Annotated in this window: 13 protein-coding genes; 5 read left to right on the forward strand and 8 right to left on the reverse strand. The window is 37.9% G+C overall.

Going from position 1 to position 12908, the window contains the following annotated elements:
* The first annotated feature begins 9 nt into the window (after window positions 1-9).
* The 3 genes from BTR42_RS09815 to BTR42_RS09825 all read left to right on the forward strand — a co-directional run bounded on the left by BTR42_RS09815 (window position 10) and on the right by BTR42_RS09825 (window position 3040).
* Window positions 10-942 carry an ABC transporter substrate-binding protein gene (locus BTR42_RS09815; RefSeq protein ID WP_012962382.1) on the forward strand — a complete coding sequence of 311 codons (933 nt, stop codon included), beginning with the start codon at window positions 10-12 and terminating at the stop codon, window positions 940-942.
* A gap of 77 nt (window positions 943-1019) precedes the next feature.
* Window positions 1020-2042 carry a FecCD family ABC transporter permease gene (locus tag BTR42_RS09820; RefSeq protein WP_077497525.1) on the forward strand — a complete coding sequence of 341 codons (1023 nt, stop codon included), beginning with the start codon at window positions 1020-1022 and terminating at the stop codon, window positions 2040-2042.
* Window positions 2039-3040: a FecCD family ABC transporter permease gene (locus BTR42_RS09825; RefSeq protein ID WP_077497527.1), complete on the forward strand. Its 1002-nt coding sequence runs from the start codon at window positions 2039-2041 to the stop codon at window positions 3038-3040. Before BTR42_RS09820 ends, BTR42_RS09825 begins: the two co-directional genes overlap by 4 nt.
* A gap of 541 nt (window positions 3041-3581) precedes the next feature.
* On the opposite strand, the gene BTR42_RS09830 is transcribed toward BTR42_RS09825, so the two are convergent.
* Together BTR42_RS09830 and BTR42_RS09835 are read right to left on the reverse strand one after the other, a co-directional pair.
* Window positions 3582-4238 carry a DUF1803 domain-containing protein gene (locus BTR42_RS09830; RefSeq protein WP_077497529.1) on the reverse strand — a complete coding sequence of 219 codons (657 nt, stop codon included), beginning with the start codon at window positions 4236-4238 and terminating at the stop codon, window positions 3582-3584.
* Entirely contained in the window at window positions 4231-4746 is a 516-nt protein-coding gene (locus tag BTR42_RS09835) for a YiiX/YebB-like N1pC/P60 family cysteine hydrolase (protein ID WP_077497531.1), read from the reverse strand. Before BTR42_RS09835 ends, BTR42_RS09830 begins: the two co-directional genes overlap by 8 nt.
* A 109-nt stretch (window positions 4747-4855) precedes the next feature.
* On the opposite strand from BTR42_RS09835, the gene yaaA reads away from it, so the two are divergent.
* A complete protein-coding gene (gene yaaA, locus BTR42_RS09840; protein WP_077497533.1) occupies window positions 4856-5587 on the forward strand; it encodes a peroxide stress protein YaaA in 732 nt (243 codons plus the stop codon).
* 78 nt (window positions 5588-5665) lie between these two features.
* On the opposite strand, the gene BTR42_RS12700 is transcribed toward yaaA, so the two are convergent.
* The 5 genes from BTR42_RS12700 to BTR42_RS09860 all read right to left on the reverse strand — a co-directional run bounded on the left by BTR42_RS12700 (window position 5666) and on the right by BTR42_RS09860 (window position 9850).
* A complete protein-coding gene (locus tag BTR42_RS12700) occupies window positions 5666-5809 on the reverse strand; it encodes a hypothetical protein (protein ID WP_167367614.1) in 144 nt (47 codons plus the stop codon).
* A gap of 64 nt (window positions 5810-5873) precedes the next feature.
* On the reverse strand, window positions 5874-6806 hold the full coding sequence (locus tag BTR42_RS09845; protein WP_009854777.1) for a manganese-dependent inorganic pyrophosphatase: 933 nt from the start codon (window positions 6804-6806) through the stop codon (window positions 5874-5876).
* A gap of 149 nt (window positions 6807-6955) precedes the next feature.
* On the reverse strand, window positions 6956-7603 hold the full coding sequence (locus BTR42_RS09850; protein WP_012962389.1) for a hypothetical protein: 648 nt from the start codon (window positions 7601-7603) through the stop codon (window positions 6956-6958).
* 53 nt (window positions 7604-7656) lie between these two features.
* The gene (gene pflA / locus BTR42_RS09855) at window positions 7657-8445 is read right to left on the reverse strand and encodes a pyruvate formate-lyase-activating protein (RefSeq protein ID WP_012962390.1); all 789 of its coding nucleotides are present in this window, start codon (window positions 8443-8445) and stop codon (window positions 7657-7659) included.
* Window positions 8446-8518: 73 nt separating this feature from the next.
* The gene (locus BTR42_RS09860; RefSeq protein ID WP_009854780.1) at window positions 8519-9850 is read right to left on the reverse strand and encodes a hemolysin family protein; all 1332 of its coding nucleotides are present in this window, start codon (window positions 9848-9850) and stop codon (window positions 8519-8521) included.
* A 209-nt stretch (window positions 9851-10059) separates the two neighbouring features.
* Between BTR42_RS09860 and BTR42_RS09865 the strand changes: the two genes are divergently transcribed.
* Window positions 10060-10848 carry an ABC transporter ATP-binding protein gene (locus BTR42_RS09865; RefSeq protein ID WP_077497535.1) on the forward strand — a complete coding sequence of 263 codons (789 nt, stop codon included), beginning with the start codon at window positions 10060-10062 and terminating at the stop codon, window positions 10846-10848.
* Window positions 10849-10882: 34 nt separating this feature from the next.
* Here BTR42_RS09865 and BTR42_RS09870 read toward each other — a convergent pair whose 3' ends face one another.
* A complete protein-coding gene (locus BTR42_RS09870; RefSeq protein ID WP_231873052.1) occupies window positions 10883-12907 on the reverse strand; it encodes a cation:proton antiporter in 2025 nt (674 codons plus the stop codon).
* Between the last annotated feature and the right edge of the window lies 1 nt (window position 12908).

Consider the following 12908-nt stretch of genomic DNA (forward strand, 5'->3'; position numbering starts at 1 on the left):
AGAATAGACATGAAAAAGTTTTTCGCCGTTTTAACGACTTTTCTAGCAACATTTTTACTCGTTGCTTGCCATAATACATCATCGACTTCAGATGATACCGAGTTATCTAGCATGCCTAAAATTACTGGATTTTCTTATGAAGGAGATATTCCTAAAAATCCTCAAAAGGTCATTAATTTTGCCTACTCATACACAGGTTATTTATTAGAACTCGGTGTCAATGTTTCAAGTTATTCACTTGATTTAGAAAAAAATAGCCCTGCTTTTGGTGATCAATTAGCTGACGCTGTCCAATTAACATCAGATGATACCGAAGCTATTGCTGCCCAAAAACCAGACCTTATCATTGCTTTTTCAACAGATGAAAATCTTGATGATTTGAAAGCAATTGCTCCTGTTTTAGTCATTGAATACGGTAAAAGTGATTATTTGGAAATGATGACTAATCTCGGAAAAGTTTTTGATAAAGAAAATGAAGCACAAGAATGGCTTGATAACTGGGAAACTAAAACTGCTGAAGCTAAAGAAGAACTGAGTCAATACATTGATTCATCAACGACTTTTACGGTTATGGATTTTTACGACAAAGATATCTACCTTTATGGTAATAACTGGGGACGTGGTGGTGAGTTGATTTATGATTCGCTTGGTTATGCTGCACCACAAAAAGTCCAAGATGATGTTTTCCCTGCTGGCTGGTTTGGCATTTCACAAGAAGTTCTTGGAGATTATATCGGAGACTACGTTGTTCTTAATGTTAGTGACGACACTAAAGAAGCGGCAGCTTCCCTAAAAGAAAGCGATGTTTGGAACAATATTTCTGCTGTGAAAAATAATCACGTTTTAGAAGTTGATGAAAGCCTCTTCTACTTCTCAGACCCAATGTCGCTTGATAAACAGCTGGATGCTTTTGTATCAGCAATCAAGCAAGCTAATAGTTAAACTCACTTACCAGCTGAGAACTGCCTGCAATCCATACGCTAGGCAGTTTTCGCTGATTTCTCTGAAAGGGAAAGACAATGAAACAACTGTACCTTCTTTTTCAAAAGAATAAACGTTTAAGAGTGTGGCTTCTTTTTTTCAGCCTATGTTTTCTTTTTATCCTTGGTTGGTATTTAAGCCTTCGCTTTGGTGCGGTAGCTTATTCTAATGCTCAATTAATGAGTGTTTTTAGACACCCTTTAACTGATTCTAGCTTACAAGATGTGATTTTTGATTTGCGGCTTCCAAGAACCATTGCTGCTATTTTAGTTGGGGCTGCCATGGCACAAGCTGGTAGCATTATTCAAGGCGTTACTCGTAATCCTATTGCTGACCCTGGTTTGCTTGGCATTAATGCTGGCGCTGGTTTAGCCTTGATTGTAGGTTATGCCATTTTTGGTAGTATGCATTACAGTTTGATTTTAATCATTTGTCTGTTTGGTGCGATTTTAGCTGCTATTTTAGTATTTGGAATAGCTTATCATCCTCGAAAAGGATACCAACAACTTCGACTCATTTTAGCAGGTGCTATGATTTCAACCCTATTTTCATCACTTGGTCAGGCAATAACGATGTATTTTGATTTGTCAAAAGCAGTTATCGGTTGGCAATCTGGTGGCTTAGCACAAATAAATTGGAAAATGTTGGGAATTATTGCGCCTTTTATTATCCTTGGCTTGCTATTAGCGCAGCTTTTTGCGCGTCAATTAACCATTCTAAGTCTTGATGAAACAGTTGCTAAAGCTCTGGGGCAACGAACTTTTGCCATGACCATGACTTTCCTTGCTATTGTGGTTATCTTATCGGCTGCCGCCGTGGCTCTTGTTGGCAGCATTGCATTTGTCGGGCTTATCATTCCTCATTTTGTCAAAATGTTTGTGGCGAAAGATTATCGGATTATCCTTCCTTTAACAGCATTTGCTGGGAGCACTTTTATGCTTTGGGTCGATTTGATTTGCCGTACAATCAATCCGCCAGCAGAAACGCCAGTTAGTGCGATTGTTAGTATCGTTGGCTTACCATGCTTTCTGTGGTTGGTGCGAAGGGGGGAAAATTTATGACATCTGGAAAGAAGGTAGCTTGTCATTTCAGCGTTCTCATTTTTCTGTTATGTCTTATTTTCCTGCTATCCTTATCTCTAGGATATGCTAATTCCTCACTTCTAGAGGTTTGCAAGGTCTTTTTAGGAAAATCAGATGCAACCATGTCTTTCATTGTCACGCAAATCAGACTGCCGCGCATTTTGGCTTGTATGCTCAGTGGCGGCTCGCTTGCCATGTCAGGTGTCTTGCTTCAAACACTCACTAAAAATCCCTTAGCCGATTCAGGTATTTTAGGAATAAATGCAGGAGCTGGGCTCGTGATTGCGATTATGGTTGGGCTTTTGGATGTTACCAATTCAATGATGATTGCGCTTATGCCATTTTTAGCCATGTTAGGTGGTATTCTGACCATTTGTACTGTTTATTTTGTTTCACGTCAGAAAAATCAGCCGATTAGTCCGACACGCCTTATCATTACAGGTGTTGGGATTTCTAGCTTGCTTTCAGGTATCATGATTTCAATCATTGCTAACCTTGATACGAGTAAGACGGATTATATCGTCTCATGGCTAAGCGGAAAAGTAAGTGGTGGCAATTGGCAGACATTGATGATTTTAGCACCGCTGCTATTAGTCACTTGGCTACTAACTTACATTCAAAGTTATGCACTAAATATTATGAGCCTTAACGAAGAAACAGCTATCGCTTTAGGTTTAAATCTAAAACGAGAACGTCTCTACACACTAATATTCTCGACTGCCTTGGCGGCGCTTAGTGTTGTTCTTGTGGGCAATATTACATTTATCGGTCTGCTTGCTGGTCACATCACGCGCCAATTATTAGGAAGCGACCACCGCATTAGCCTTCCGTCTAGTCTGTTAATCGGAATGATTATCTTTTTAATCGCCGATACGATTGGACGTGTTTTCTTAGTCGGCACAGGAATTCCAACAGGACTTGTCGTTGCCGTTATCGGAGCACCTTATTTTCTCTATCTAATGATAAAAACAACGTGAATTGTCCAATGGACTTAACTCGATTTTTAATTCTCATGCTGAAGAAAAAGTCTTTTTTGATACTTCCCTTAGGTGGTGTGGACGGCAGCGACTTCCTGCGGAATTCCATACCTAAGTTTTGAGCCTAAAGTCTCAAAACTTCCGTGTGGCTGATTTTATCAATACCTTAGCCACTTTCACCACAGCGGTAAGTATCGTCTTGTTGCTCACTTCGTTCGCGAATAATCCTAAAATCGAACAGAGAGACAACAATTGTTTGCAACTTATTTGAGTTAAAAGTAAATTTATCTTCAATCTTTTTTTGTTAAAAAATAAAAAACTTAGGAATACTGTTATATCAGTATTTCTAAAAGTTTATTTAAGTCGATAGACACACTCTAAATTTACAACATTTATACTGCTGAAGAGGGGCTATGCTCTGAACTGTCCACTGGACTTGACTCGCTTTTCTATTTTCAAGCTCGTGAAAAAACAGTCCGCTGGACCTAACTCGCTTTTTTGTTTTCAGGCTCATGAAAACCCTGTCCACTGGACAGGTTTTTTAAGCTTTACTGGTAAAAATCAAGTTTTCTTTGTCAAAAAGCATGTTCAATTCGTACTTGCCTTGGTCATTTTTTCGGATATAATCCAATTTTTCCAACGTTTCTACAAAAATATCTGGGCGTTTTTGGGCAACTTCGTCCTTACGACCAAATTTTAACAAAAAGGTTGTCATATATTTCAAAGCGTATTGTGGATTGACGTCTCCAAGCAAGTCATACAAAGGTGCTTGCGCTTTAGACATTGGTAAATTATCTGCTAATTTGAAGAAATAATTTGACAAGGTTAACTCACTACGAGCGATACTTGTTTTTTCAACAAGCACCAAATCATTAGCCTCATTTGTCAAACGTGTTTCAAAAGTCAGAGCCATCAAGTCCTCATAGATAGCACTTTGGTCATCTACAAAAAGTTGACTGTCTAAACTAACATTTTCTAGGCTATCAAGCAAGTCAAAACCAATCGTATAGCGTTTATTGTCACGAATAATGTAGCCTGCTTGCACGTATTCCTCAATCAAACGGTCAATTTTGGGAACTTCTGGAAAGTTTGCCTTGATTTGGCGTAAGGTCACATCATCTGTTTGATAAAGAAAATTAATCAAGTCTTGAAAAAAAGCTTGTCTGGTTAATTTATCTGGATTAAAAATGTTAATCATGTAATTCTCCTAAATACTGCAAATGCTCAGACTGTGCCAATTGACTAGGGTTAGTCCCAGATTGATTTAGCGGAACAGCCACTCCAAGCTCATCATAATATTGCTGCCAAAACTCAGAAATTGTATGCTTATCATCACCAAACTGCATGGGAATCGTTTCAAAAATCGGCAAAATATCCGCAATATATTGTGAGCAATAATAAGAACCATTATCTGGATAGAAACTGTAATTGTAAGGTCTGCCCAGCAAATGCTCCGCTGCTGCCTGAACCTGCTCAGCCTTAATCCTAGGATAACGGTAAACAAAAATTCTATGCTGCTTCGTTTTCAAAAATTCCCTTAACTGCTGTTTAATAACACCTTTATCCTTGGTCGCGTGATAAATCATTGAGTCAAAATAAATAGCAACGTGGCTATATTGTCCAGTTGCTTTCTGGATAGCTTGCGACATATCGGAAATTCCGCACATAAAAAGCAAATCGCCAGCTCGCAATTCTTGAATATTCATAGCTTTATTGTAACAAAAAACAAGAACGACTGCTATAAGAAGATAAGCTTCACTTTTTAATAAGTTTTTATCTTTGAAGAACTTTTGAGGTCTATGCTATAATGCCAGTATGAAAATATTAATTCCTAACGCCAAAGAATTACATACCAATCAAGATGCTTTTCCAAGCCAACCATTATCTGCCAAGAGCCAAGCAGTGCTCAAAACCTTACAAAAATACTCCGTCGAAAGTTTGGCTAATTTCTACAAAATCAATTCAAGTAAAGCTGACCAAGAATGGACACGTTGGCAACGTCTAGCAGATAAACAAGCCAAAACCTATCCCGCATGGCTATTATATGACGGTCTCATGTATCGGTATATGAAACGAACTCAGGTAACCGAAGCGGAGCGACATTATCTTGATAACCACCTTCGTATCGCTACTGCCTTATACGGTTTAATCAGTCCCATGACGTTAATCGTACCACATCGCCTTGATTTTCAAGGAAATCTCAAGATTGACAACACATCATTAAAACAATTTTGGAGACAACAATACGACGAAGAAGTCCAAGATGACGAACTCATCATTTCATTACTGTCATCAGAATTTGAGCAAGTTTTCTCTCCAAATATCCGCAAACGCATAGTTAAAATTGTCTTTATGGAAAATAGAAACGGAAAGCCAAAAGTTCATTCAACCATTTCTAAAAAAGGACGTGGTCGTTTGGTCTCACTAATGGCTGAAAAACAAATTGAAACCATTGAGCAAATCAAACACCTAACCTTTGACGGCTTCCAATTCTCACCAGAATTATCCCAAGACCAAACCATCACCTTTATCCGTGAACAAGAATAACATCCCAAAATAAAAAAGCAAACCAATCAAACCAACGATTCGTTTGCTTTTGTTTTGTTAGAATTTACCAAAATAACATTATTTCATCAAAAAATAAGCAATGAGTGCAATGAGAATAAGAAGTCCTATTACACCTTCTACCTTTTCTCTTTTTGACGTTTTTGAAAGTGTAATCTCCCAATGTTTTCCTTTTTTATGATAGAGTATTTTTTCGTCTGTCATATTTCGTTTCCTTAACTTCTCAAAAAAAGACGACTCACGTCGCCTTTTTATTATCCCTTATTAATTAAGCGTTGAAGCTTTCTGTTAATTGTGGGACAACTTGTTTTTTACGTGAAACAGCACCTGCAAGGAATGCGTGGTTGTTTTCAAGTTTGAAGTTGAAGGCAGCTTCAACTTTGTCAATGTTTGAACCAAGTGCCAAGATTTCTGAGTTTGAGTTAAGAATATCAGTAATCATAAGTACAAAGTCAGAGTAACCATTTGCAGTATTTGCTGCTGTAATAGCTGCTTCGATTTCTGCTTGACGTTCAAGAACTTCGTTAATATCAACTGTGTTAACTTGTGCTACACGAACTTGGTTTCCGTTAAGTTCAAATGTTTTAGCGTCAATGTCAATCAATTCTTCAGCAGATTTTGTTGCCAAGTTTGTACCAGCTTTAAGCAATGCCAAACCATATTCTTCAAGGTTTACACCTGCGATTTCTGCCAAGTCAGCAGCAACAGCTGGGTCAGTTGCGTGAGTTGTTGGTGATTTAAGAAGAAGTGTATCTGAAATCAAACCAGACAAAAGCAAACCAGCCATTTCTTTAGGAATAACAACGTTATTTTCTTTGTATAGGCGGTAAACGATTGATGAAGCTGAACCAACTGGTTCTAAACGCATGTAAAGTGGGTTAGCTGTTTCAAAGTTTGCAACACGGTGGTGATCAACAACTTCGATAACTTCAACGTCACGAATATCAGAGATTGATTGTTGAAATTCGTTGTGGTCTGTCAAAATAACTTGGTCAGCCCCTTCAGCTTTTGCTGATTCAACAACACGTGGTGCTTCTACACCAAAGTAATTCAAAGCAAAAGTTGTTTCTTCATTAGGTGTTCCAAGAGCAACAGCTTCAGCATCAACACCAAGTTCACGTTTCAAATATGCATAAGCAACTGATGAACCGATAGCATCAGAGTCTGGATTTTGGTGACCAAAAACTAAAATTTTAGACATGTTTTCTACCTCATAATAATTATTTATTCTTATTTTAGCAAAATTTAAGGGAGATAGCAAAGTCAGTAGCTGCTTTTATCGCAATAATAGCACAAAAAGAGCACCTTTATCACTAATTATTGTTAATTACTGATAAAAATGCTTCTATTTTAGTCTTTTTCTGTTGTGTTTTGTGTGGAATCAATGTTGGTTTCTTTGACATCAGGTGTTTCATTATCAGAAGAATCGTCCTTGGCAGCTTCTGCTTTTGCCGTTTTTTCTTGCTCTAAGGCTAAGCGCAACAAGCGTTCTTCCTCCTCACGATTTTCTTGATTACGGATAGCTTCTTGTTCTTTGCGATAAGCCATGTATTTTCGGCTATTATCCACAATGTGCAATCCCTTCACACCTTTGACTAGCAAACGCCAAATAAAGGTAATAAGTGATTCAATCAAGAGTAAGATTTCAATCGCAATGACACCAAGTAAACTCCAAGCCATAAAAAGTGTCACCAATAATTGAGAAAAAATCTTTTTCAGATTACCTAGGTCATTGTTATGGATAGACAATGTTTCAAGGAAAAGGTTCAAGATACCTTGTAAGAGCCCAGATTTTACAGACTTGTCGTCGTTTAAATCCAAAGCTGCCTCATCTTGATTTGGCAAAACAAGGACAATGTCCCCGTCTTGAATATAATCAACCCTATCTCCTAGTTTGATGTCAAAATCAAATAAATCACGCGCAAGCTTTTTTATTTTTCCGTCTTGCGTCAAATAAACGAATTCGTCGTCAAATTTTAAAACTTTGTAACTGTTCATAGATTCCACCTTATGCTAGAGCTTACCAAAGTTTCAAGCTAATGTCAATATTTTTACTGATGAATTCGTTTCATGTATTCGGTGTAAGATTCTGTATGCATCAAGTCTTTGGCATTTTGCACACGCTCTTTCGTTGGAGGTTTAACGCCTTCCAAAGTATATGGAATGCCAAGCTCATGCCACTTAAATTCACCCAAGGTATGATAAGGAAGAATTTCAAATTTATCCACATTTTTCAACGTTGCGACAAATTTGCCAAGTTCAATCAAATCGTCATCAAAATCAGTTAAGCCAGGTACTAAAACGTGACGAATCCAAACAGGAACCCCCTTATCAGACAAATAACGCGCAAATGCCAAAATATTAGTATTTGGCTGGCGTGTCACGACAATATGTTGTTTAGGATTAATTTCTTTCAAATCTAAAAGAACCAAATCTGTTACTGCTAACAATTTATCCACAATTTCATGGTATTCTGGTGTGTCACGAAAAGCAAAACCACAAGTATCTAACGTGCAATGAATGCCCAATTCTTTTGCTTTTGTGAAAAGTGCTGTGACAAATTCAATCTGTAACATGGCTTCACCGCCTGATACGGTAATACCACCATTTTTTCCCCAGAAATGCTTATAACGCAAGGCTTCAGCCAACACATCATCAACTGTGCGTTCTTGCGATTGATTGGTTTCCATAGCCCAAGTATCTGGATTGTGGCAATATTGACAGCGCATCTTGCAGCCCTGCATAAAAATTACAAACCGAATTCCTGGACCGTCCACAGAACCAAAACTTTCTGTTGAGTGAATCATCCCAGTTACTTTTCCGTAATCAATTTCAGTCATTTTTTTCTTCCTTTGTAACCGTTTTTCCTGCTTTCATTATAACATTTTCTAAAGGAAAAAGACTAAGATTAGCTTAGTCTTCTTCAATACTCTGTTCTATATCAGAAAAAATAACTTTCAGTTTTGTAACACGTCCATCTTTAACTTTATCATTTGTCAAAGCAAGGTGTTTTTCTTTCGTATCCACTTCAAACGTTTCACGACTATCTTGGTCTGGAATATTTCCCACACCAGTTAGGTAGTAACCAGCAATAGTATCCACATCATCACTTTCAAGATCGACGTCAAAATAGTCATTGAATTCGTTGAGTGTCATTGTCCCAAGAACAATGTAAGTATGTTCACCGATTTCACGGACAAATTGCTCTGCTTTATCTGTTTCGTCGTCGATTTCTCCGACGATTTCTTCAAGCAAGTCCTCAAGTGTGACAATACCTGCAACGCCACCGTATTCGTCCAACAAAATCGCCATTTGATTTTGGGTATTTCTCAATTGGCGTAACAAATCGTCCACAAAAATCGTTTCTGGAACAAAGAGCGGTTCTTGCAAAATCTTACGCAAGACAATATTGTCAAAACCATCACGGAAACCAGCGTCTAGCAGGCGTTTGGTGTGAAGTACACCAATAATCTTATCCTTATCATCATCATAGACAGGAATACGTGAAAAATTCTGTTTAAGAATTTCTTGGATATTTTCTTGTGTATCATCATTGATGTCAATCATGAAAGCGTCTGTTCTTGGAACCATGACTTCACGCGCCATTAGTTCGTCAAGTGAAAAGACACCTTGTAACATCTCAATTTCTTCAGCATCTAGCGTTTCTTCACTATTTGACAGCATGTATTCAATTTCATCACGAGTCATTTTTTCGTCTGCATCATCAAATTGCATTGGTGTGATACGTGAGAGAAGATTGGTTGACGCTGATAAGAGCCAAACAAAAGGACTGACAATTTTTCCAATAAAAATGATAACAGGGGCAGAAATGACAGCCAAATTTTCCTTGAGATTCATGGCAATACGTTTTGGATAAAGCTCACCAAGAACAATGGAAATATAGGTCAAAAAGACAAGGGAAATAACGCTACCTGCTGTCTGAGCCCAGACAAAATCTCCAAACCAGGAAGCAATAACACTTCCAAGCGAGGCAGACAAGCTAGCCCCTTGTAAAAGACTGATAAAGGTGATACCAACTTGAATTGTTGATAAAAAGTTATTAGGATTTTCCAAAACAGACAATAGACGAATGAATTTCTTATCGCCTTCTTCTGCTTTTTGTTCAACACGTGAACGATTAAGGGAAACTAATGCCATCTCAGAAGCTGAGAAAAAGGCATTTAGCAAGGTCAAAATTAATAATAAAACAAATTGCAAAACTAAATTCTGACTGGGGTCTTCCATATCAATTCTACTCCTATTCTTAAAATATCTATTATGGTAAGATTTTATTCTCCACGACAAAATAGTATAGTGACTACATTATAGCATATTTTTGATTTTATGTAATAGACAAACAGCCTTATCAACCATATTTTACAATGCTAAACTAAAATATCAAAATTTTCAGAAAAATGATATAATAACTATTAAAAACACATGGGGGTCTCCAGATGTTACAAGTAAAACTTAAAAATGTCAGCTTAGAACGTCAACATAAATTATTATTAAAAAATCTTAACTGGGAAGTTAACAAAGGGGAACATTGGGCTATTTTAGGGCTTAACGGTTCTGGTAAGACAACGCTTTTAAAGCTTATCATGGCTGAATATTGGAAAACAGACGGTGAGGTGGAAGTCTTAGGAACACCATTTGGTGGTACTGATATTAGCGATATTCGTACCAAAATTGGTATCGTTGGCTCATTTATTGCTGAGCGACTTCCAGCCAATATGCTTGCCGAAAAAATCGTTTTGACTGGGAAATACAAATCAAGCATTCTTTACAAAGAATACGGTAAAAAAGAACTTGATGAAGCACGACAAATGCTGATTTCAATTGGTGGCGAACATCTGCTTGGACGTATTTATGCTAGTCTGTCACAAGGTGAAAAACAACTGCTCCTTATCGCACGTAGTTTAATGGAAAATCCTGAAATTTTAATTTTAGATGAGGCTACAAGTGGGCTTGATTTGTTTGCGCGTGAAAAACTACTGACACAAATTGAGCAAATCACAAGCCTTCCTAATGCTCCAACAATTCTCTACGTAACACACCATGCCGAAGAAATCACACAATCAATGACTCATGTCTTGTTGCTGAAAAAAGGAGAAATCATTGCCCAAGGTCTTAAAAATGATGTTTTAACTAAGGACATTTTAACCGATTTCTATGACCAAACCGTCTCAATCATCCCACTAGGCGACGAACGCATTTACATCAAACCTGAATTTAAATCATAACAGTAAAACCCCTAGGACATTTTCGTTCTAGGGGTCATTTTATAATAAAGTAATTATATGGTAGTGTTCCGTAATCATCTTTTAACGAATAACTTTCGAGTTTATTGACATTGCGGCGTAGGAAGGTTGCATAGCTTGATGTGATGTCACCACGCATTTCATATTCGGCAATCACTTTGCGCTCAAGATAATACCCTCGCAACATTTCATCAATATTATCAGGTTTCATATGAGCAATGACACGTTCAACAAAGACGCCCGATTCAATGATATTAGCTTCTTGTAGGCGTGACCTTTGAAGAAAGCCAATCAGCTCAGAATTATAAATGCCTTCCAAATCTTGTAACCCTTCTAACACCAGCTCCGTATTGCTTAAATAAAGTTCTGTCAAGCGGTCACGGTTATCTTCTGTCAATTTGATTTCGCGTGATTTTCCAGAAAGAAAGTGACGGATAGTTGGCCAAAAACTGAAGCTTTCACGAACTAAGCGACGAATCACTCGCATGCTAATCGTGAAGAAATAACTAAACGTTGAAATAAAACCGCGATTAATCTGACGTTCCAAATTTTGCAAGTAACGTTGATACAAACGGTATTCAACTAATTCTATTTTGCCTTCTGAAAAAGCATGCTCTAAACCATCGCTTTCAATTCCAAGAATCATCAAGCGCAAGTAAGCCAATTCTTTTTTAACAATAGTCGGCTCTTGTTCCAAAATCAAGTGCTCAATACGCCCATTGTAATTATCAATGGCTGCATAAAGTGGACCTTTGTCCTCGACTTCTTTTAAATCTTGCTCCAATGTCTTAACCACTTCATTTAAAATGGCAATTTGAGTGACATAATCGGTGGTATCAGTATCATCAGAGCTTTGTGCCAAGTTTGGTAAAACAAATACTCCAATTAGAAAACTTAGCAAGGTCACCGCTGCTACGGTAAATAAAATCAAGCTATAAGCGTAACTTTCAAACTGTGGCAATAGCAAAATTGTCGCGATTGATACCGTCCCTTTTACACCAGAAAAAGTTAACAGCAAAACCTCTCTCAATAGTGATTTACTTGAACGTTTTCCTTTACGATAATGGAGAATATAATAAAACCCAACCATGACAAATCGAACTAAAAAGAGCAAAGCTGTCACGATTAACACAATCGCCACAAGACGATAATTATTAACCAAAGGATTGGTCAAAGCAGGCTCAACGATACGTGTCAATTCATAGCCAAAAACGATAAAGACAAAGCCATTCAAGATGAAGCTGACCGTCTCCCAAATAATCTGGCTGACACGGTCCACCTCAGCATCAAATAAGCGAATTCGTTTGAAACGACTGGCTTGTGATAATCCAGCAATCACGACAGCAATGATACCTGATACGCCAAAAAGACTGGCAACAAAGTATGACACAATCGGCAATGATAATTCCAATAAGAGAGCCCCTGTCACATCAGCGACGTCAATTTTTTCAAGAAAAGCCATGACGCCTCGATTTAACAAGGCAAAAAATAGCCCGACCAACATTCCACCAATAATTGCCCAAAACAGACTAAAGCTCGCAGTAAGCAAAGAAAAGGCTCCAGTGGTCAAAGCCGTCACAGCAAATTGGAAAGAAATCAAACCGCTGGCATCATTCCAAAGCCCTTCTATTGTCAAAATGGATTCGACGCGCTTTGGAAATTTAAACCGTTTTGCAATTGATAAAAACGCAACGGCATCTGTCGGAGCAAGCGCTGCTCCCAAGGCAAAACTAGCAGCCAAGGGGACATCAACAGGCAATAACTTACCAGTCACATAACCAACTGTCAGCATTGTTATCAAAACAGTTGGCAAAATCAGATAAGCCACAATCGACTTGTATTTGACAAAGGTCGTCACATCACTTTCTTGCCCCTCTCTAAAATTAAGCGGTGCAATTACCAAAGCCAGAAATAGCTCTGAATTTAAAGTGAGTGTCGTCTCTTTTGCTAAAACACCCACCAAAATTCCCAAAACAATTTGGATAAAAGGTAAAGGCAATTTAGGATAAAGACGATTAATGACGTTGGAAACAATGAGCATT

This window comes from Streptococcus gallolyticus subsp. gallolyticus DSM 16831, assembly GCF_002000985.1.
In the GTDB taxonomy this organism is placed as follows: domain Bacteria; phylum Bacillota; class Bacilli; order Lactobacillales; family Streptococcaceae; genus Streptococcus; species Streptococcus gallolyticus.